The 20,679-nt window shown below is 73.7% G+C and carries 16 protein-coding genes; 10 read left to right on the top strand and 6 right to left on the bottom strand.

Annotation, left to right across the window (positions count from 1 at the left end; genetic code table 11):
• Window positions 1-63 precede the first annotated feature (63 nt).
• Entirely contained in the window at window positions 64-666 is a 603-nt protein-coding gene (locus IH44_RS0100500; protein ID WP_051816396.1) for a hypothetical protein, read from the bottom strand.
• Between the two features lie 355 nt (window positions 667-1,021).
• On the opposite strand from IH44_RS0100500, the gene purN reads away from it, so the two are divergent.
• Both purN and purH read left to right on the top strand, forming a co-directional pair.
• Window positions 1,022-1,681 (top strand): phosphoribosylglycinamide formyltransferase, encoded by a 660-nt coding sequence (gene purN, locus IH44_RS0100495; RefSeq protein WP_232794771.1) that lies wholly within the window; start codon window positions 1,022-1,024, stop codon window positions 1,679-1,681.
• Window positions 1,678-3,261, top strand: a complete 1,584-nt coding sequence (gene purH, locus IH44_RS0100490; protein WP_030457333.1) for a bifunctional phosphoribosylaminoimidazolecarboxamide formyltransferase/IMP cyclohydrolase — start codon at window positions 1,678-1,680, stop codon at window positions 3,259-3,261. The genes purN and purH overlap by 4 nt, the downstream gene beginning before the upstream one ends.
• 85 nt (window positions 3,262-3,346) lie before the next feature.
• Here purH and IH44_RS0100485 read toward each other — a convergent pair whose 3' ends face one another.
• Together IH44_RS0100485 and IH44_RS40410 are read right to left on the bottom strand one after the other, a co-directional pair.
• Window positions 3,347-4,099, bottom strand: coding sequence for an RDD family protein (locus IH44_RS0100485; protein ID WP_030457332.1), 753 nt, complete (start codon window positions 4,097-4,099; stop codon window positions 3,347-3,349).
• Between the two features lie 131 nt (window positions 4,100-4,230).
• Complete coding sequence (locus tag IH44_RS40410; RefSeq protein ID WP_030457331.1) at window positions 4,231-4,674, bottom strand: DUF2752 domain-containing protein; 444 nt, start codon at window positions 4,672-4,674, stop codon at window positions 4,231-4,233.
• A 347-nt stretch (window positions 4,675-5,021) separates the two neighbouring features.
• Here IH44_RS40410 and IH44_RS0100475 point away from each other — a divergent pair, with 347 nt between their 5' ends.
• The 3 genes from IH44_RS0100475 (at window position 5,022) to IH44_RS0100465 (ending at window position 7,453) form a co-directional block, all read left to right on the top strand.
• Complete coding sequence (locus IH44_RS0100475; RefSeq protein ID WP_030457330.1) at window positions 5,022-5,876, top strand: bifunctional methylenetetrahydrofolate dehydrogenase/methenyltetrahydrofolate cyclohydrolase; 855 nt, start codon at window positions 5,022-5,024, stop codon at window positions 5,874-5,876.
• A 5-nt stretch (window positions 5,877-5,881) separates the two neighbouring features.
• Window positions 5,882-6,295, top strand: coding sequence for a DUF3017 domain-containing protein (locus tag IH44_RS0100470; protein ID WP_081966657.1), 414 nt, complete (start codon window positions 5,882-5,884; stop codon window positions 6,293-6,295).
• Between the two features lie 165 nt (window positions 6,296-6,460).
• Window positions 6,461-7,453, top strand: a complete 993-nt coding sequence (locus IH44_RS0100465) for a malate dehydrogenase (protein ID WP_030457329.1) — start codon at window positions 6,461-6,463, stop codon at window positions 7,451-7,453.
• A gap of 70 nt (window positions 7,454-7,523) precedes the next feature.
• Here IH44_RS0100465 and IH44_RS0100460 read toward each other — a convergent pair whose 3' ends face one another.
• Entirely contained in the window at window positions 7,524-9,095 is a 1,572-nt protein-coding gene (locus tag IH44_RS0100460; RefSeq protein WP_051816395.1) for a glycosyltransferase family 39 protein, read from the bottom strand.
• Between the two features lie 185 nt (window positions 9,096-9,280).
• Here IH44_RS0100460 and IH44_RS0100455 point away from each other — a divergent pair, with 185 nt between their 5' ends.
• Genes IH44_RS0100455 through IH44_RS0100445 form a run of 3 tightly spaced genes read left to right on the top strand, consistent with a single transcriptional unit; the run spans window position 9,281 to window position 12,218 of the window.
• A complete protein-coding gene (locus IH44_RS0100455) occupies window positions 9,281-10,594 on the top strand; it encodes a hemolysin family protein (protein WP_030457327.1) in 1,314 nt (437 codons plus the stop codon).
• A 29-nt stretch (window positions 10,595-10,623) separates the two neighbouring features.
• The gene (gene trpS, locus IH44_RS0100450) at window positions 10,624-11,661 is read left to right on the top strand and encodes a tryptophan--tRNA ligase (RefSeq protein ID WP_030457326.1); all 1,038 of its coding nucleotides are present in this window, start codon (window positions 10,624-10,626) and stop codon (window positions 11,659-11,661) included.
• Window positions 11,661-12,218 carry a 2'-5' RNA ligase family protein gene (locus IH44_RS0100445; RefSeq protein ID WP_051816394.1) on the top strand — a complete coding sequence of 186 codons (558 nt, stop codon included), beginning with the start codon at window positions 11,661-11,663 and terminating at the stop codon, window positions 12,216-12,218. The genes trpS and IH44_RS0100445 overlap by 1 nt, the downstream gene beginning before the upstream one ends.
• Before the next feature lie 55 nt (window positions 12,219-12,273).
• Here IH44_RS0100445 and IH44_RS0100440 read toward each other — a convergent pair whose 3' ends face one another.
• Window positions 12,274-14,706: a CDP-glycerol glycerophosphotransferase family protein gene (locus IH44_RS0100440; RefSeq protein WP_051816393.1), complete on the bottom strand. Its 2,433-nt coding sequence runs from the start codon at window positions 14,704-14,706 to the stop codon at window positions 12,274-12,276.
• Between the two features lie 138 nt (window positions 14,707-14,844).
• Window positions 14,845-18,423 (bottom strand): CDP-glycerol glycerophosphotransferase family protein, encoded by a 3,579-nt coding sequence (locus IH44_RS0100435; RefSeq protein WP_030457323.1) that lies wholly within the window; start codon window positions 18,421-18,423, stop codon window positions 14,845-14,847.
• Window positions 18,424-18,563: 140 nt separating this feature from the next.
• Here IH44_RS0100435 and IH44_RS0100430 point away from each other — a divergent pair, with 140 nt between their 5' ends.
• Both IH44_RS0100430 and IH44_RS0100425 read left to right on the top strand, forming a co-directional pair.
• On the top strand, window positions 18,564-19,562 hold the full coding sequence (locus IH44_RS0100430; protein ID WP_030457322.1) for a glycosyltransferase: 999 nt from the start codon (window positions 18,564-18,566) through the stop codon (window positions 19,560-19,562).
• 155 nt (window positions 19,563-19,717) lie between these two features.
• Window positions 19,718-20,662 carry a YihY/virulence factor BrkB family protein gene (locus IH44_RS0100425; protein WP_030457321.1) on the top strand — a complete coding sequence of 315 codons (945 nt, stop codon included), beginning with the start codon at window positions 19,718-19,720 and terminating at the stop codon, window positions 20,660-20,662.
• The last annotated feature ends 17 nt before the right edge of the window (window positions 20,663-20,679 follow it).

Genomic DNA, 20,679 nt, shown 5'->3' with positions numbered 1-20,679 from the left:
CGAACGGCAGCAGCCCCCGGCGGTCCGCCGGGGGCTGCTGGTGTTTCCGGGGCCGGGGCGGGACTACTGGTCGGTGGAGACTTCGGCCAGGTTGCTCAGCCAGGTCGGGACCTCGTACTCCTGGGAGCAGCTGCGGGCGGCTTCCTGGGTGACCGAGGCGGTCCGGCAGTCCAGGTAGTCGTGGTAGGCGAACTGGATGGTGAAGACGCTCAGCGAGACCACCAGGGCGAGGCCGCCGGTCAGCAGGGCGCCGAGCGCGGCCGGGACCTGGGGGCGGACGGGGCGCGGGGCGAACGGGTCGCTGACGGGTTCGGCGGGGGTGCGCAGGACGGCGACGGCGTACCAGACGGCGAGCAGGGACAGCGGGAAGGCCAGCCAGTAGAGGCCGAAGAGCACGGTGAGCAGCGCGGCGAAGCCCGACAGCAGGGCGTTGCGGGCGGTGCGCTGCGCCGGGTCGTCGGGCTTGGGCGGGGCGGGCTGCTGGGGGTCCTGGTCGGGGCGGTGGCCCCACGGCGGCGGCTGGGGCCGGTCCTCGTCGGGGGAGCCGTCCGGTCGTGGGCCGGAGGCGGGCGGCCGCGGGGTGCGGGGACGCCAGGGATGGTCGGGCGCGCCGGGCGGAGGGGGCGCGAAGGGGTTGCGCTCGCCGCTGTCCTCGCCGCTGCTCATGGTGTCCCGTTCCTGTCTCGTCGGGTGGCCGTCCGGGGGTGGGGGAGTGGACGGTCGGTCAATGATCCCCCAGCCGGTTCCCGGCCGTGCGGCACCCTGCCGGGTCGGTGCCGTGCCGGGTGGGAGATCCCCGTCTCAACTACGCGCGTAGCGTGGCCGTCCGGTTACGGGTGGCCTCCCACCAGCCGTTATCGTGGTGACGGTCGGCAGCTTCCCAAGGTTCCTCGGGCCACCGCAGCGCCGCGGCCGCCCGGCGACCCGCCGCCGTCGCTCCCGACCTGCCGCCGCCCGTAGTGGCCCCACCGACGGTGGACGTACCAGCGGGCGACAACCCGACGTACGGAGAATCGCGCCCGTGGCTGCCGCTGACGCCCAAGTGTTCCCGCCCCGTACCCCCGGACCGGCCCGGCTGGTGGTGCTGGTCTCCGGCTCCGGCACCAACCTCCAGGCGCTGATCGACGCCGCCGCCGACCCCGCCTACGGGGCGGAGATCGTCGCGGTGGGCGCCGACCGCGACGGCATCGCGGGCATCGAGCGGGCGGAGAAGGCCGGCATCCCGGTCTTCGTCCAGCGGATCAAGGACCACGCCGACCGGGCCGCCTGGGACGCCGCGCTGACCGCCGACATCACCTCGTACGCACCGGACCTGGTGGTCACCGCCGGGTTCATGAAGATCCTCGGCCCCGCGTTCGTCGCCGCCTTCGCCGGGCGCACCGTCAACACCCACCCCGCGCTGCTGCCCGCCTTCCCGGGGGCGCACGGCGTCCCCGACGCGCTGGCGTACGGGGTGAAGGTCACCGGCTGCACCGTGCACCTGGTGGACGCCGGGGTGGACACCGGGCCGATCATCGCCCAGGGCGTGGTGGAGGTCGAGGACGCCGACCACGCCGACGGCGGCGAGGCGCTGCACGAGCGCATCAAGACTGTCGAGCGCAAGCTGCTCGTCGAGGTCGTGGGCCGGCTGGCCCGCGAAGGACACCGCATCGAAGACCGAAAGGTATGGATTCCGGCATGAGCGCCGCTTCCTCCGCCAGCAAGCCCGTCTCCGAGAACGTGCGCCCGATCCGGCGCGCGCTGATCAGCGTCTACGACAAGACCGGGCTGGAGGAGCTGGCCCAGGGCCTGCACGCCGCCGGGGTCGCCATCGTCTCCACCGGCTCCACCGCCGGGAAGATCGCCGCCGCGGGCGTCCCGGTCACCGAGGTCTCCGAGCTGACCGGCTTCCCCGAGTGCCTGGACGGCCGGGTCAAGACCCTGCACCCGCGCGTGCACGCCGGCGTGCTGGCCGACCTGCGCCTGGAGTCGCACCGCGCGCAGCTCGCCGAGCTGGGCGTCGAGCCGTTCGACCTGGTCGTGGTGAACCTGTACCCGTTCACCGCCACCGTCGCCTCCGGCGCCACCCCCGACGAGTGCGTCGAGCAGATCGACATCGGCGGCCCGTCCATGGTCCGCGCCGCCGCGAAGAACCACCCCTCGGTGGCCGTCGTGGTCGACCCGGCCCGCTACGCGGACGTGCTGACGGCCGTGCAGGGCGGCGGCTTCGACCTGCTGACCCGCAAGCGCCTCGCGGCCGCCGCGTTCGCGCACACCGCCGCGTACGACGTCGCGGTGGCGAGCTGGTTCGAGGAGTCGGGCTACACCGAGTCCGAGGCCGCGTTCCCGACCTTCCTGGGCTCCACCTGGGAGCTCGGCAACGTCCTGCGCTACGGCGAGAACCCGCACCAGCAGGCCGCGCTCTACACCGACGGCACCGGCGGCCTGGCGGGCGCCGAGCAGCTGCAGGGCAAGGAGATGTCCTACAACAACTACGTGGACACCGACGCGGCCCGCCGCGCCGCGTACGACCACGCGGGCCCGGCCGTCGCCATCATCAAGCACGCCAACCCGTGCGGCATCGGCACCGGCGCGGACGTCGCCGAGGCGCACCGCAAGGCCCACGCCTGCGACCCGGTCTCCGCGTACGGCGGCGTGATCGCCGTCAACCGCCCGGTGAGCGTCGAACTGGCCGAGCAGATCGCCCCGATCTTCACCGAGGTCGTCGTCGCCCCCGGCTACGAGGACGGCGCCCTGGAGGTGCTGGCCAAGAAGAAGAACCTGCGGGTGCTGCGCGCCCCCGAGGCCCCCGCCGACGCGCTCGAATCCCGCCGGATCTCCGGCGGCCTGCTGCTCCAGCAGGTCGACCGGGTCGACGCGGCCGGCGACGACCCGGCCACCTGGACGCTGGCCACCGGCGAGGCGCTGTCCGCCGACGAGCTCGCCGAGCTGTCCTTCGCCTGGCGGGCCTGCCGGGCCGTCAAGTCCAACGCCATCCTGCTCGCCAAGGACGGCGCCTCGGTCGGCGTCGGCATGGGCCAGGTCAACCGGGTCGACTCCTGCAAGCTCGCCGTCGAGCGGGCCGGCGAGCGCGCCACCGGCGCCTACGCCGCCTCGGACGCGTTCTTCCCGTTCGCCGACGGCCTGGAGATCCTGCTCGCCGCGGGCGTCAAGGCCGTGGTGCAGCCCGGCGGTTCGATCCGCGACGAAGAGGTCATCGCCGCCGCCGAGAAGGCCGGCGTCACCATGTACCTCACCGGCACCCGGCACTTCTTCCACTGACCCGGCGCGCCCGATCCGGCGCCGGGAACGCCCGAGGGCCCCGTACTCCGCGGAGTACGGGGCCCTCGGGCTGCGCGGGGGCGGGTTACTTCTTGACCACCAGGGTGCCGGCGGCCCGGTCGTGCCAGCCCTGCAGCTTGCCCGAGTTGTCGAAGAACGGCGACAGGAAGACCAGCAGCGCGCCGATGTAGCAGATGAAGGCGCCCACCATCGGGATGATGAAGCGGATGAAACCGCCGCCCACGCCCGGGTGCTGGCCGTCGTTCTCCCGGACCACCCGCAGGCCCAGCGCCATCTTGCCGATGGTGGCGCCCGCCAGGCCGACCAGCAGCCACTCGTACAGCAGGCCGAACACGGCGACCACGGCGATCAGGCCGAACATCGCCATGACGACGTTGGTGCTGGCCTGCGTGTTGCTGTTCACGCAGTCGGTCCAGCCCGTGCTGGGGTACTCGTAGCCCGAGCAGTCCTTGGTGGTCTTGTCGGCCAGGCCGATCATCCCGGCCACGCCCGCGAACATCGCGATGCTGACGATCACACCGGTGACCAGGCCGTCCAGGAGACGGGCCAGGAAGCGCTGGCCCATGGTGGCGAGCTTCACCGTGCCCAGGTTCGCGATGTTGATGTAGCCGTTGTTGGCCTGGATCGTGCCGGCCGGCTGCGGGTAGCCGTAGCCGGGCTGCGGCGGGACCTGCTGCGCGTAGCCGTACGGCTGCTGCGGCTGCTGCTGCGGGTAGCCGTAGCCGGGCTGCTGCGGGGGCTGCTGCTGCGGGTAGCCGTAGCCGGGCTGCGGGGGCTGCTGGCCGTACGGGTTGTTCGGGTCGGGCGGGTAACTCATCGGTGCCTCCGGGCAGGAAGGGGTGTGGACGGAAAAACCTGGGGACGGGCGGGCAGAGACGCCGACCGCGGGGCAGAGTAGCGGACCATCCGGACAGGACACAGGGCAACAGCCATCGACCGACCGCCCGTTCAGAACCGGAACGGGCCGAGCCGGGCCAACTCCCAGGCCCAGGCCGGCAACAGGGCGGCGGCCAGCAACAGGTTGCGGCCCGCGTACGACAACTCCCGCCACCGGCGGCCCGGGCCGAGCGGCCAGCCCACCAGCAGCACGGCGGCCAGCGCCGTCACCGGGTTCGCCAGCAGCGCCGCGCCCCAACGCCCGTGCCCCGCCTCGATGAACACCGTGGTGCTGCCGCACAGCGGGCACGGCACCCCGGTCAGCAGCCGCAGCGGGCACAGCACCCCCGGGTCGTGCGCGTCGTGCGCCGCCGCCACCGCGACCGCCGCCCCGGCGAGCACCGCCCCCCGCAGCAGCACCCGCAGTGCCGCACCCGGCACGGTGCCCGCCGACCACCGGGGCGCGGCCGGGAGCGGGACGGCGCGGACCGGGGCCGGGGCCCCGGGGGCGGTCACGGCCGCAGGGGGGCGCGAACGGGCAGGGCGGCAGCCGCGCCGCGGACGACCGACGGCCCCGGCAGGTACGGTTCGCTCACTGTCGTTCTTCCCCCGAACATCTCGTCCCCCGCCGGCGGACGGCCCGTCACCAGACCCGGTGCGGCAGGGATTGCCAAGCCATCGTCGTCCGTACCACGCCGCGCTGTCCAGCCGCCAGCCGCAACCCGCACCGGACCGTGGCACAACCGCAACGGGCCGGCACGCTCCGTGTCCGCCCCGGGGACGCTCGGTGGCCGCCGCGCCGCGCCGGTCCGACGGGCGGTACGGCGGCACGCCCCCCGCCCCGGATCCGGGAGAATGGGCCCATGACTGCCCAGATTCTCGATGGCAAGGCCACCGCGGCCGCGATCAAGTCCGAACTCGCCGTCCGCGTGGCGGCCCTCAAGGAACGGGGCATCGTCCCCGGCCTCGGCACCGTCCTGGTCGGCGACGACCCGGGCAGCCGGTGGTACGTCAACGGCAAGCACCGGGACTGCGCGGAGATCGGCATCGCCTCCATCCAGCGCGAACTGCCCGCCACCGCCACCCAGGAGGACGTCGAGAACGTCGTCCGCGAGCTCAACGCCGACCCGTCCTGCACCGGCTACATCGTCCAACTCCCGCTCCCCAAGGGCCTGGACCAGAACCGCGTGCTCGAACTCATGGACCCCGACAAGGACGCCGACGGCCTCCACCCGACCTCGCTCGGCCGCCTCGTCCTCGGCATCGACGGCCCGCTGCCCTGCACCCCGCTCGGCATCGTCGAACTGCTCCGCCGCCACGGCGTCGCCCTCGACGGCGCCGAGGTCGTCGTGGTCGGCCGCGGCATCACCGTCGGCCGCTCCATCGGCCTGCTGCTCACCCGCCGCAGCGAGAACGCCACCGTGACGCTCTGCCACACCGGCACCCGCGACCTCGCCGCGCACCTGCGCAAGGCCGACATCATCGTCGCCGCCGCGGGCGTCCCGCACCTGGTCAAGCCCGAGGACGTCAAGCCCGGCGCGGCCATCCTCGACGTCGGCGTCTCCCGCAGCGAGGGCAAGATCGTCGGCGACGTGCACCCCGGCGCCGCCGAGGTGGCCGGCTGGATCTCCCCCAACCCCGGCGGCGTCGGTCCGATGACCCGCGCCATGCTCCTCAACAACATCGTCGAGGCGGCCGAGCGCCGCGCCGGCGTCTGACACCGGTGCCCGGCGTCCCGCGGCGAGGCCGCCGCCGTCCCCCCGTCACCACCCTGGGCACCCTGCCCCCGGAGGGCTCCGCGGCCGCCCTCGGCCGTCGCCACACCCTCCCGCTGCGCCAGTGGCCGATCACCCTGGTGCTCGCCGTGGCCGCGGCCGGCCTGCTCACCACCTGGAGCGGCCACTTCCGGCCCGGCCTGCTCACCGTCGGCGCGGCGATGCTGCTCGGCGGCCTGCTCCGGCTCGGCCTGCCCGACGTCGGGCTGCTCGCCGTCCGCAGCCGGTTCACCGACGTCACCCTGATGTTCCTGCTCGGCGGCGCGATCCTGCTGCTCACCCTGGTCGCCCAGCCCGACCCGTGGCTGCGGGTGCCGGTGCTGGAGAACATCGGACGGCTGATCGGGCACCCGATGCGGTGAGCGGAGCCGGGGCGCGGGGAACCGCACGCGGTTCCCCGCGCCCCTGGCTTCGCGCTCTTCGGCCTTGCGATAGCCTTGCCCAGGTCTCTCGATATCGAGAGATCATCCTCGGCTCCAGCGCGCCGGTGTGCCTGGGGCACCTGGCGATCGCAGGAGAAGGCTGAAATGACTCGCACCCCCGTCAACGTCACCGTCACCGGAGCCGCCGGCCAGATCGGCTACGCGCTGCTCTTCCGCATCGCCTCGGGCCACCTGCTGGGTGCCGACGTCCCGGTGAACCTGCGCCTCCTGGAGATCCCGCAGGGCCTGAAGGCGGGCGAGGGCGTCGCCATGGAGCTGGACGACTGCGCGTTCCCGCTGCTGCGCGACATCACCGTCACCGACCAGGCGAACACCGCCTTCGACGGCGCCAACGTCGCCCTGCTGGTCGGCGCCCGTCCGCGCACCGCGGGCATGGAGCGCGGCGACCTGCTCTCCGCCAACGGCGGCATCTTCGGCCCGCAGGGCAAGGCCATCAACGACAACGCCGCGGACGACATCAAGGTCCTGGTGGTCGGCAACCCGGCCAACACCAACGCCCTGATCGCCCAGCGCAACGCCCCGGACGTGCCGGCCGAGCGCTTCACCGCGATGACCCGCCTGGACCACAACCGGGCCGTCGCCCAGCTCGCCAAGAAGGCCGGCGTCACCGTCGAGGACGTCAAGAAGGTCACCATCTGGGGCAACCACTCCGCCACCCAGTACCCGGACCTGTTCCACGCCGAGATCTCCGGCAAGGCCGCCTTCGACGCCGTCGGCGCCGACCAGGAGTGGGTCGAGAAGTTCTTCATCCCGAAGGTCGCCAAGCGCGGCGCCGAGATCATCGAGGTCCGCGGCGCCTCCTCGGCCGCCTCGGCCGCGAACGCCGCCATCGACCACGTGCACACCTGGGTCAACGGCACCCCCGAGGGCGACTGGACCTCGATGGGCATCGTCTCCGACGGCTCGTACGGCGTGCCGGCCGGCCTGATCTCCTCCTTCCCGGTCACCACCAAGGACGGCAAGTTCGAGATCGTCCAGGGCCTGGACCTCTCCGAGTTCGACCGCAAGCGGATCGACGCCTCGGTCGCCGAGCTCGCCGAGGAGCGCGACGCGGTGCAGGAGCTCGGCCTCATCTGAGCCCCCTCCCGCACACGGCGAAGGCCGGGATCCCCGCGGGGATCCCGGCCTTCGCCGTGTGCGCCGGGCGCTACTTGCGCACCAGCAGGGCGACGCTCAGGCCGGAGACCTTCCACACCCGCTGGACGGTGAAGTGCCGGTCCAGGGTCTGCTGCTCGGGGACGGTCACGGTGTTCAGCACGTCCGGGTCGCCGTCGTCCTTGGAGACCAGCCAGATCCGCGGCTCGTCGTGCAGACAGGACTCCGGCTCGGCGCACAGCGTGGGCCACAGGTCGTCGCGCTGCTGCCCGCTCTCCCCGGCCGTGACGTCCCGCAGCTTCACGTGGTGCGGCAGGTACTGCAGGTAGTACGGCACGCCGTTGTCGACGCCCCACCACACGGCGTCGCGCTGCTGGCCGTACGCCGCGCCGTCGCCGGGCAGGTAGTTGGCGTCGATGATCCGGGCCGCGGCCCGGTAGTCCAGCGGAGCGAACCAGGTCAGCGGCTTCGGGTACTCGTAGTGGGCGTGCGAGAGCGGGTCGCGCACCGCCGCCTGGTCGGGGAACGACAGCAGGCCGAGGACGGCCAGCGCGACGGCCGCGCCGCGCAGCCGGACCAGCGCCAGGCCGCCGCCGGCCAGCACGCAGGCGGCCGGCAGCACGAAGAACATGTACTTCGGGATGAAGTACGACACCGAGCCCACCCGGGACAGCTCCCACAACAGCAGCACCGGCACCAGCACGCCCGCCGTGCCCAGCGCGGCGGAGTCCCGCCGCGGCCCGCCCCAGGCCAGCGCGCCCGCCAGCAGCACGCCGCCCGCCATCAGGGTCGAGCAGAATATCCCGCCCCACACCAGGGTCAGGTCGTCGGGCACCGGCACCGTTATCCAGCTGATCTGCCGCCCGGACTGCTTGGTGCCCAGGTGGATCAGCGGGTACGCGCAGGCCACGGCCAGCAGCACGGCGGCGGTGAAGCCGACCGGGCGGCGCCACGCGCGGCGCTCCCGCCACCAGGCGATCAGCACGGCCAGGCCGTGCGCGGCCAGGAAGGTCAGCGCCACCAGGTGCAGGTAGGCGGTGCCCACCAGGGACAGCGCGTACAGGCCCCAGCGCAGCACCGTGGGCCGCTCCACGGCCCGCAGCAGGGCCAGCAGGGCCACCGAGGCCAGCAGCACCACGAACGCGTACGAGCGGGCCTCCTGGCCGTAGCGCACCACGGTCGGCACCAGGGCGAAGACCAGGCCGCCGAGCAGGCCGGCCCGGGCGCCGAACATCCGGCGGCCGGCCAGCGCGACGCAGGCCGCCGCGCCGGACATCGCCAGCACCGTCGGCAGCCGCAGCACCGTCGGCGACTCGCCGAACAGCGACGTCCAGTAGTGCATGAACAGGTAGTAGAAGCCGTGCACCGCGTCGACGTGCTGGAGCATGGCGAGGATCGCGCCGGTGGGGCGCCGGATCACGGTCAGGGTGGCCAGCTCGTCGTGCCACAGCACCGGACGCTTGATCATCAGTAGGCCGGCCGCCAGGGTCAGCAGGGCCGGCGGCAGCCAGACCGCGCGGGCCAGCCGCTGCAGGGCCGGCGGCAGCGCGGCCGTCCGGGCGTGCGCCCGTCCCGCGGACCGGTCGGTGGAGGGCATCGGCGGGGACGAGTCGGTCCGGGCCATGGGATCAGTCCTGCGCTTTCGGCCGTTGGGTGCCCGAGCCGGAACGGCGGGGCAGCGGTTCGACCCGCTTCCGGTGCAGCGCGGCTCCACCGGGGGACGGTTCGGGTGCACCGGCATGTTACGCGCGCTCCCGGCCGTCCGTTTCCGCCAGGCGCCGGCGGGGCTGACCCCTAGGATTGCGGGCTGTGAGCGAAACCCTGCAGGACGCGGCGCTCGTCCTGGTGTTCATCATGCTGGGCGGCCTGTTCAACGTCGCCGAGATCGCGCTGATCTCGCTGCGCGAGGGCCAGATCCGGGCCCTGGAGGCGGTGGGGACGCGGCGGGCCGCGCGGGCCGCGCACCTGGCGGCGGACCCGAACCGGTTCCTGGCGGCGGTGCAGGTCGGGGTGACCTGCATGGGCTTCCTGTCGGCGGCGTTCGGCGCCGACACCCTGGCGGGCAAGCTGGCGCCGGTGTTCGTCCGGGCGGGCCTGTCCGAGGGCGTCGCGGACGCGGTCGCGCTGGTCGGCCTGACCCTGGTGATCTCCTACGCCTCGCTGGTGCTGGGCGAGTTGACGCCCAAGCGGATCGGCCTGCAGCGGGCCGAGTCGATCGCGCTGCTGGCCGCGCCGGTGGTGGACGTGATGTCGGTGGTGCTGCGGCCGGCGATCTGGCTGCTGGGCCACTCCACCAACCTGATGGTCCGGCTGCTGGGCGGCGACCCGAGCGCCGGGCGCGGCGTGATGAGCCCCGAGGAACTGCGCGGCCTGGTCGCCGCCAACACCGAACTCGGCTCGGACGAACGCGAGTTGATCAACGAGGTGTTCGCGGCCGGGGAGCGCCAGCTGCGCGAGGTGATGGTCCCGCGCACCGAGGTGACCTTCCTGGACGGCGACCGCCCGGTCGCCGAGGTCCGCCACGAGACCGACTCCGCCCCGCACTCCCGCTACCCGGTGGTCGACGGCTCGTACGACGCGGTGACCGGCTTCGTGCACGTCCGCGACCTGTACGGGGCGCGCGGCGAGCAGGCCGTCCGGGTGCGCGAGCTGGCCCGCCCGGTGAAGCTGCTGCCCGCCACCAAGCGGGTGCTGGAGGCGATGAGCGAGATGCGCCGGGAGGGCCACCACCTGGCGATCGTGGTCGACGAGTACGGCGGCACCGCGGGCATCGTCACCCTGGAGGACCTGGTCGAGGAGGTGGTCGGCGAGATCCGCGACGAGTACGACGCCCAGGACACCACCGCGACCCGCCGGCTGGCCGGCGGCGGCATGGAGATCGACGGCCTGCTCAACCTCGCCGACTTCACCCAGGAGACCGGCCTGGCCCTGCCCGAGGGCCCGTACGAGACGGTCGCCGGGTTCGTGGTGCGCGAGCTGGGCCGGCTGCCCCGCAAGGGCGACCAGGTGGTCACCGAGACCGGGGCCCGGCTGACCGTGGCCCGCCTCGACGGGCGGCGGATCGAACGGCTGCGGGTGAGCACCGTCACACCGGCCGGTCCGCTCGCCCCGGAGGTTTCCTGACCGGCCGGGGAAGCTGGAACAATGGCCCCATGGTCAACGCAGCGGTCACCGGTCCCGTGAAGGACCGTCCCCGGGTGCTCTCCGGCATCCAGCCCACCTCGGGCTCCTTCCACCTGGGCAACTACCTCGGCGCGGTGCGCCAGTGGGTCGACCTGCAGGAGGCCAACGACGCCTTCTACATGGTGGTCGACCTGCACGCGATCACCGTCGAGCAGGACCCGGCGGTGCTGCGGCAGAACACCCGGATCTCCGCCGCCCAGCTGCTCGGCGCCGGCCTGGACCCGGAGCGCTGCACCCTGTTCGTGCAGTCCCAGGTGCCCGAGCACGCGCAGCTGGCCTGGGTGATGAACTGCCTCACCGGCTTCGGCGAGGCGTCCCGGATGACCCAGTTCAAGGACAAGTCGGCCAAGCAGGGCAGCGACCGCACCACGGTCGGCCTGTTCACCTACCCGGTGCTGATGGTCGCCGACGTGCTGCTCTACCAGGCCGACGCGGTGCCGGTCGGCGAGGACCAGCGCCAGCACCTGGAGCTCACCCGCGACCTCGCGGACCGCTTCAACACCCGCTACGGCAAGACCTTCACCGTCCCCGAGCCGTACATCCTCAAGGCCACCGCCAAGATCCAGGACCTCCAGGACCCGGCCGCGAAGATGAGCAAGTCCGCGGCCACCGACAAGGGCCTGGTCAACCTGCTCGACCCGGCGAAGACCAGCGCCAAGAAGTTCAAGAGCGCGGTCACCGACACCGACACCGTGGTGACCTACGACGAGGCGAACAAGCCCGGCGTCTCCAACCTGCTGCGGATCCACTCCGCGCTCAGCGGCCGGTCGATCGACGAGCTGGTCGCGCACTTCGAGGGCAAGATGTACGGCGCCCTGAAGACCGAGCTGGCCGACCTGTTCACCGAGTGGGTCACCCCGTTCCAGGCCCGCACCCAGCAGTACCTGGACGACCCGGCCGAGCTGGACCGGGTCCTCGCGCTGGGCGCCGAGAAGGCCCGCGCGGTGGCGTCCGAGACGCTCGCCGAGGTCTACGACCGGGTCGGCTTCCTGGCGCCCAAGCGCTGATGCCGACGGCTGCCGCCACCGAGGGTGACGGCCTCGACGAGGCCGTCACCATCGGCGTGTCCATACACGTCCCGGAGCCGTACGGCAGCCTGGTGCAGGACGCCCGGGCCGGGCACGGCGACCCGCAGGCCAGGTCGATACCGACCCACGTCACCCTGCTGCCGCCGACCGAGACCCGCACCGGCTTCCTGCCCGCGATCGAACGCCACCTGCGGGCGGTGGCCGCCGCGCAGCGGCCGTTCCGGATGCTGCTGCAGGGCAGCGGCACCTTCCGGCCGGTCTCCCCGGTGGTGTTCGTCCGGGTCGAGGAGGGCGCCCAGGAGTGCCGGGTGCTGGAGGCCGAGGTCCGCTCCGGCCCGCTGGCCCGCGAGCTGGCCTTCCCCTACCACCCGCACGTCACCGTCGCGCACGGCCTGCCCGAGCCCGTCCTGGACCGCGCGTACGAGGACGCCCGGGGGTTCCGGGCGGTCTTCGAGGTCGCCGAGTTCGTGCTCTCCCGGTTCGGCGCCGACTCGGTGTGGCGCCCCTGGCGGAGCTACGCGTTCGGGCCGGCCTGAGCGGCCCGGACACCCCGGCCGGCCGGGGCGTCCGGGCTGGGAGTTCCCGGCGGGTTCACTGGGAGTCCGCCGGGAGCCGTCCGGCGAGTTCGAGCATCCGGTCCACCACCCGGGCCGCGGCCCGGCCGTCGTCGAGCGGGCAGAACCGCTCCCGGAACGCCCGGTAGCGCTCCCGGTACGGCTCCGGGTCGAGGTCGCGCAGGGCGGCCACCACGGCGGCCGAGTCCGCCAGCAGCGGGCCCGGGGCGCTCGACTCGAAGTCGAAGGTGAAGCCGCGCAGCCGGTTGCGGTAGTGCTCCAGGTCGTAGGTGAAGAACAGCATCGGCCGGCCGGTCACCGCGAAGTCGAACATCAGCGACGAGTAGTCGGTGACCAGCACGTCGGCGGCCAGCATCAGGTCGGTGACGTCCGGGTGGTCCGAGACGTCCCGGACGAAGTCGTCGTCCGGCATCCGCCCGCCGACGTGCACGTGCGGGCGCAGCAGCAGCACGTGGTCCCCGCCGAGGGCGGCCCGGGCCGCCCCGAGGTCCAGCTGCAGGTCGAGCCGGTAGCGGTCGCCCTCGCGCTGGTCGTCGCGCCAGGTCGGGGCGTACAGCACCGCGGTGCGCCCCTCGGGGACGCCGAGCCGGGCCCGGACCGCGGCCCGCTCGGCCGGGTCGGCGCGCACCAGCCGGTCGTTGCGCGGGTAGCCGGCCTCCAGCAGTTCGCCGCGGTAGTCGAAGGAGTCGGCCAGCACCGGGGTGGCGAACGGGCTGGGGGAGAGCAGCAGGTTCCACTGCCGGACCTCGTGCTCCAGCCGGTCCAGGTAGCCGTCCTCGGTCATCCACGCGGCCCGCACCTGGCGCGCTATCCGCTTGAGCGGGGTGCCGTGCCACAGCTGGGCGACGACCTGGCCCTCGCGGCGCTCCAGGAACTCCGGGAAGTGCGTGTTGCCGACCAGGTAGCGGCTGGTGGCCAGCGCCTCGTACCACTCGGGGCTCCACATCCGCAGCGCGGTGGTGCCCGGCGGGGGCTGCTCCTGGCCGTCCTCGACCACCCACAGGTGCTCCAGCGGCAGGCCGCGGGCGGCCAGTTCCTCGTGCACGGCGCGCGGGTTGCAGGAGTAGCTGCGGCCGCCGAAGACGTCGTACAGCACGGCGTCGCGCAGCGGGCGGCGGCGGGCCTCCGGGTAGGCCACGGTGCGCAGCCGCAGCTGGCGGCGGGCACTGCGCTCGGCGGCGGTGAGCACCGGGGTGCTGTCCAGGATCAGGGTGTCGTGCCAGCGGCGCTCCAGCACGAAGGTCTTGGGGCCGCGCGCGGCGCGCAGCGGCAGCGCCTCCAGGACGCCGGGGTGCAGGCGCAGCGACAGCTCCTCGTGCTCGGGGGCGCCCGCCCGGCGCAGCGACAGCTCCCAGACGCCCTTGGCGAGCGGGCGGGGGCGGCCGTCGGAGGCCGGCGGCTCCAGCGGCAGGACGGTGCCGAACCGGCCGTCCGGGCCGGTGGTGACGGGGCGCCGGCGCTCCCGGCCGTCGCCGCTGTGGCGCAGCACCAGTTCGAGCGCGGCGCCGTCGTGGTGCGGCAGCTCGCCGGCCACCCGGTAGCCCTCCGGGACGGCGGTGAGGGTGTCGACCAGCGGCTCCGGGTCCTGGACGCAGAACTGCAGGTGCAGGTCGGAGAGCTGCTTGGCGTACAGCACCTGCCGGTCCGGCAGCGGGAGTTGGCGGCGGCCGGCCGGCGGGCAGTCGGCGCGCAGGTCGACGGTGGCGCCGCCGGGGCCGAGCAGGGCCGGCTCCCAGTGCCCGGTGAGCGAGCACTGCCCGGCGGCGATCCGGGCGGTGAACGCGGCGCCGTCCCAGTCGGTGGCGCAGCCGACGGCGGTGTCGGTCTCCCGGTGACGCAGTATCAGCCGCCCGCCGGCGGCCGCGGCGGGGGCCCGGCCGGAGAGCCGGAAGCCGTCGGGGGTGCGCTCCAGGCCGGTGACGGCGCCCAGGCCGGTGAGCACGGTCAGCTGCAGGGTGCCGCCGCCGAACCGGGGGACCAGCAGCACGCCCTCGTCGACCCAGCGGGCGGGCGGGTACTCGGCGCTGCCGCACCAGTGCGCGGCCAGCGGGGCGCGGGCCCGGACCTGGCCGGCGGCCACCAGCGCGTCGACCCGCCAGGTGCCGGGCCGCCACCGGCCGCCCGGGCCCAGCGACCGGGGGTCGAGCAGCGCGGTGAAGCCGGTCCAGTCGAGGCCGTGCGCCTGCTGGCCGCTGTCGTCGGTGGCCTCGGGCAGGTAGCGGGGGTGGGTCGGCAGGACCAGCGGCCGCTGCTCGGTGGGCGGGGTCAGTTCGAGGGTGACCGCGGTCTCGCCCGGGCGGTCGCCGGGATGGCCCTCCAGCCGCCCGTCGCCGGACAGCGACAGGACGTCGCCGTCCCAGACGGCCTGGCGCAGCCCGACCCGGGCGGAGGCGGCCGGTGCGGTGCGGAGGCGGTCCTGGCGGCCGGCGAAAAGGGAGATGCGAGACACTCGCCCATGACAGCCAGGTGAATGGGGAAAGTCAATTCCCTGCTTTCTGGGAAAGTTCTCAGCTTTTCCTGAAATATGCAGGGAATTGGCAGTCCATTGACCGGCGGCGACGCGGCCGCCGCCGGTCGGCGCCCCCGGCTACTCGCCCTCGGCCAGCAGCGCGTCCACCACCCGCGCCGCGGCCTGGCCGTCGTCCAGGTCCCCGTACGCCTCGCGGAACGCCGCGTACTTCTCGGCGTACCGGGCGGCCGTCCCCGGCAGGTCGCCGAGCGCCGCGACCACCTCGGCGGAGGTCCGCAGCAGCGGGCCGGGCGCCTGGGCCTCGAAGTCGAAGCTGAAACCGCGCAGGTTGTCGCGGTAGTGCTCGAGGTCGTAGGTGAAGAACAGCACCGGGCGGCCGGTGTTCATGAAATCGAACACCGAGGCGGAGTAGTCGGTCACCAGCACGTCGGCGACCAGCAGCAGCTCCGCCGTGTCCGGGTAGGTGCTGACGTCCCACACGTAGCCGTTGCCGGCCTCGGCGATCTGCCCGCGCACCACCTCGTGGCCGCGCACCAGCAGCACCTGGTCGTCGCCCAGCGCGGCCCGGGCCGCGTCCAGGTCGAGCTGCAGGTTCAGCTGGTAGCCGCCGTCCGGCAGCCGGCGGTCCTCCCGGAAGGTCGGCGCGTACAGCACCACCTTCTTGCCCTCGGGCAGGCCGAGCTGCTCGCGCACCCGCTCGGCGGTCTTCTCCCGGTCGGCGGCGAACAGCAGGTCGTTGCGCGGCGAGCCGCTCTCCAGCACCTTCCCCCCGTACCCGAAGGCGCGCCGCAGCACCGGCACCGACCAGCGGTTGCCCGCGGTCAGCAGGCTCCACTGCGGCACCTCCTCCTTGAGGTGCTCCAGGTACCCGGAGTCGGTGAACCAGACCTTCTCGAAGTCGGTGCCGATCCGCTTCAGCGGCACGCCCTGCCAGGTCTGCAGGACGACCTGGCCGGGGCGGCGGCGGAAGTACGTGGGCAGGTGGGTGGAGGTGACGATGTACTTCGCGGTGGACAGCGCCCGGAACCACTCGGGGGAGCGGTGCCGGACCGCCTCGGCGGTCTGCGGCAGCTCGGCCTGCAGGTCCACCGAGGTCCACAGGTGGCGCAGCGGCAGGCCGCGGCGGACCAGCTCCTCGTGCACCGCCCGCGGCGAGTCGCTGTAGACGCCGCCGTCCGCGGCCCACCAGTCCTCCCGGACGGTGTGGTACAGCACCGTGTCGGTCAGCGGGCCGGCCTGCTGCTCGGTGTAGGCGTGGCGCAGGGCGCGCTGCCGGTAGCCGCTGCGCTCGTCCGGCCCCAGCGGGTCGTGCGACTCCAGCGAGAGGGTGTCGAAGCCACGGCGCTCCAGGGCGATCCGCTTGCCGCGGGCCTCGACCTCCAGCGGCAGCGCGTCGAAGGTCCCCGCGGCCAGCGCGGCCGCCGGCCACGGGCTGTCGACCGGCGCGCCGACCGGGCGGAACAGCACCGTCCAGGTGCCCTTGTGCAGCGGCACCCGGCCGGCGAAGGACGCGGTCGGCACGGCGGGCAGCGCGGCCCGGAACCGGCCGTCGGCGATCTCCACCGGGTAGGCGTGCTCCTCCTGGCGCTTGTGGTGCCGGATCACCAGCTCGTAGCGGTGCGCGCCGGGCAGCGGGAACGAGCCGCTGAGCACGAAGCCCTCGCCGTCGGCGGCCCGGGCCACCTCCTCGATCACCGGCTGCAGCACCTGGTCGCACAGCTGCAGGTAGCCGGACGGGGAGGGCTTGGCGTACAGCGAGCGCCCGCCGCCCGGCAGCGGCAGGTGCAGCTCCACCGGCGCGGTGCGGTCGTCCAGCACCAGCGGCAGCGTGCTGCCGTCGGCCAGCTTGAGTTCGAGGTCCCAGCGGTCCCGGGTGCGCTCCTCGGCGGTCGGGTCGAGGGCGTCCCAGGCCTCCCGGACGGCGGTCAGGTCGGCGGTCCGGAACCGCGCGGTGAACGGCAGGTCGCGGCCGGCCGGGGTGCCCAGCTCCAGTTCGGCGAACAGCTCGCGGTCCGACTCGACGTGGGTGAGCCGCAGTTCGGCGCCGGCCAGGTCCGGGCCGGAGCGGACCAGGCCGCGCAGCTCGACCGCGCCGTCCGCGGCGGCGGCCGCCACCGCCCGGGCGCGCACCCGCTCCACCCGCAGCAGCAGGTGGCCGTCCCGGGACCACGGCACGATCCGGACGTCGTCCTCGACCCAGTGCACCGGCGGGTACTCGTTGCGGTCGTGCCAGCCGACCGACACCCGGCCCTTGTACACGCCGCCCTTGCCGGCCCCGGCCACCAGGACCCGCCAGGAGCCCTCCTTCCAGGCGCCGCGGGACTTCAGCCGCTGCGGGTCGATGGACGCGGCGAAGCCCGCCCAGTCGCAGCTGTACAGGTCGTGCGGGGAGCTGGAGGTGGCCTCCGGGGAGTACTGCGCCTTCGTCTGCACGGCCACCACGCCGCGGCCCTTGGCCTCGCGCAGGATCAGCGCCTTGACCATGTCGTGCTTGTGCTCGGCGCCCAGGTGCTCGGGGAAGGCGTGGCCGGTCAGCTGGAGCTTCCCGCCCTCCCAGCGGGCCTCGTACAGCCGCGAGCGCATCACCAGGGCGTTCTTCAGCCGCAGCACGTCCGCGGGCACGCTCTTGCGGCCGCCGCGCAGGAACGGGTAGTCGGCGTACGGGCGCAGCAGGCCGCGGGCCGGGGCCGCGCCGTTGCTGTCCTGCTCGAAGCGGAGCTGCTCGATCAGCTCCTCCAGCCGGCCCTGCAGGGTCAGGTGGTACTTGAGCCGCAGCGGGGCGCGCAGCTTGCGGACCTGCTCGGGGCCGATCGCGCGCAGCAGCCGGCCGACCGACTCCAGGTAGGCCGCGTTGTACTCCGGGTCGTTCTCCAGCACCGAGCCGAAGAACATCGGGATCTCCTCGACGAGGTTGTTCTCGTCGTAGGTGCGCAGGTACTTGCGGTACTTCGGGTCGCCCTGCGCGGAGAGCCAGTCCCGGACCAGCTCCATCGACTTGACCCGGTCGAGGACGCCCCGCGGGTTGGTCTTCATCTGGGTGATCGACATCTCGCCGACCTCCCGCTCGCGCCAGTGGTAGATCGGCTCGGCGAGCACGTCGACCCGGCGGGCCATGAAGTGGTGCGGCACGCTGACCGGGGCGTCCTCGTACAGGATGCCCTCGGGGTACAGCACGCCCGCCTCGTCGAAGAACGAGCGCCGGTAGACCTTGTTCCAGGCGGTGCGGTCGGTGATCAGCGCCGGGATCTCGGTGATGTGGGTGCGCAGCCGGGTCGCCGCGAACGGCTTGCGGTGGCCGCCGGACTGGTAGTGGCCGACCGCGCGGAAGCGCTGCACGTTGCCGGTGCAGAAGTCCGAACCGGTCTCGTCCAGGGTGCCGATCATCAGCTCGTACGCGGACGGCGGCATGGTGTCGTCGCTGTCGACGAAGGCGAGGAACTCGCTGTCCGGGGAGACGTGCCGGTAGCCGGTGTTGCGCGCCGCCCCCAGGCCCTTGTTGACCTGCCGCACCAGCCGGAACCGGGAGTCCTTCGCGGCGTACGCCTCGGCGATGGCGGCACTGGAGTCCTTGGAGCCGTCGTCGACCATGACGCACTCGAAGTCGGCGAAGGTCTGGGCGGCGATGGAGTCCAGGCACTCCTCGAGGTAGCGCTCGACGTTGTAGATCGGGACGACGACGGACAGACGGGGGGCCATCGGTAGCGCAGAGCCTTTCCTCAGGGAGTGCGACCGGCGGGCCCGAGAAACGTGCTAAAGCGGACCGGCACCGGCCGCGATCCTACCTCTCCGGGCTTGCTAGTCTGCGCCAGGCCAGGCCAGGTCGGGAGAGTGAAGAGATGCCGCGGTTCAGCGTTGTGGTGCCGGTGCACGCCGTCGAGGAGTACCTCCCGGAGTGCCTGGAGTCGGTCCTGACCCAGTCCTTCACGGACTTCGAACTGATCGCGGTCGACGACCGCTCGCCGGACGGCTGCGGCGCGATCCTGGACGCCGCGGCCGCCCGCGACAGCCGGGTCACCGTCCGGCACCTGCCGGAGAACGTCGGCCTCGGCCCGGCCCGGAACGCCGGCGCCGAACTCGCCACCGGCGACTACCTGGTCTTCCTGGACAGCGACGACACCCTCACCCCCGGCCTGCTCGCCGACACCGACGCCCGGCTGCGCGCCACCGGTGACCCCGACCTGCTGGTGTTCGACTACGCCCGCAGCTACTGGGACGGCCGGGTCACCCGCTCCGCCTCCGCCCCGGTCTTCGCCCGGCCCGGCGCCGAGGTGTTCACCCTCGACGAGCGCCGCGACCTGCTCGACCTGCTGCAGGTCGCCTGGAACAAGGCGTACCGCCGCGAGTTCCTGCTCCGGCACGGCCTGGACTTCCCGCCCGGCTACTACGAGGACACCCCGTTCACCTACCCGGCGCTGCTCGCCGCCGAGCGGATCACCCTGCTCGACGCCGTCGGCGTCCACTACCGCCAGCGCCGCGAGGGCGGCAACATCCTCGCCACCGCCTCCCGCAAGCACTTCGACGTCTTCGCCCAGTACGACCGGGTGTTCGCCTTCCTCGACACCCGCCCCGACCTGGACCGCTGGCGCCCCGTCATCTACCGGATGATGCTCGGCCACCTCGCCACCGTGGTCTCCAAGCCCGGCCGGGTCCCGGCCGGCGACCGCCGCGAGTTCTTCCGCCGGGCCGCCGAGCACTGCGCCCGGCACCGTCCGGCCGGCTACCGGCCGGCCCCCGGCCGGGAGGGCCTGCGCGGCGAGCTGCTCGGCCGCGGCAACTACCTGGGCTTCCAGGGCCTGCGGGTGCTCGCCCGGGCCCGCCGCGCCGTCCGCCGCTGAGCCGGCGCTGAGCCGCCGCCGGACCGCCGCTGAGCCGCCGCGCCGTCCGCGGCCGAACCGCCGCCCGGTGAGCGGACGCTGACGGTGCGTCACGGCGCGCCCCGTTCCCGCGTCGTTCCCGCCCCGGTGGCCCGGACGGCGGTATACAGCCAGGCGTGGACTTCCTCACCAAGCTGCCCGTGATCGGCCCGGCGGCCGCCCGCCTGCTGCGCAGCCGCCCCTACCGGGTGTACCTGCTCTTCGACGACGTGCAGGGCAACCGGCTGGCCGGGGCGGTCACCTTCTTCGGCTTCCTGGCCCTGTTCCCGCTGCTCACGGTGGCCCTGGCGATCGCCCTGGCCACCCTCTCCGACTCCCGGGTGCACCAGCTCCAGGACAAGATCACCGAGCAGCTGCCCGGCCTCGCCGACTCGCTCGACCTGAACGCCATGGTCGCCAACGCCGGCACCGTCGGCCTGGTCTCCGGCCTGCTGCTGGTGGTCTCCGGCCTCGGCTGGGTGGACACCATGCGCGGCGCGGTGCGGGCCATATGGCGGCTGCCGGACGACGGCGGCAACCCCGTCCTGGTGAAGGCCCGCGACTGCGTGGTGCTGCTCGGCCTCGGCCTGGTCTGCCTGGCCTCGCTGGCCGCCTCCGCGCTCGCCACCACCCTGGCCCACCGGCTCGCCGACGGCCTGGACCTGCACGGCACCGCCGCCCGCTGGCTGCTGTCCGGGCTCGGCTTCCTGATCGCGGTCTGCGCCGACCTGCTGCTGTTCGCCTACCTGCTCGGCCCGTTCCCGCGGATCACCGGCCAGCACCGCCGGGCCCTGCTGGAGGGCGCGCTGATCGGCGCGGTCGGCTTCGAACTGCTGAAACTGCTGCTCTCCTCCTACCTGGGCTCGGTGGCCGGCCGCAGCCTGTACGGGGCGTTCGGCGTGCCGGTGGCGCTGCTGCTGTGGATCGACTTCGTCTCCCGGCTGCTGATGTACTGCGCGGCCTGGACCGCGCTCGCCGACCCGGAGGAGGCCCGGCAGCGCGCCCTGCGGCAGGCCGGGGCCGCGCTGGAGGCCGCCGCGAAAACACCCGCTCCTCCTGCTGTCCGCCATCCGGACGAGTGACTATGATCCCGGTCACA

Origin of the sequence: Kitasatospora sp. NRRL B-11411, assembly GCF_000721345.1 — a bacterium.
In the GTDB taxonomy this organism is placed as follows: domain Bacteria; phylum Actinomycetota; class Actinomycetes; order Streptomycetales; family Streptomycetaceae; genus Kitasatospora; species Kitasatospora cineracea.
The sequence above is the reverse complement of the archived record's forward strand: the minus strand, read 5'-3'. Positions and strand labels throughout refer to the sequence as shown.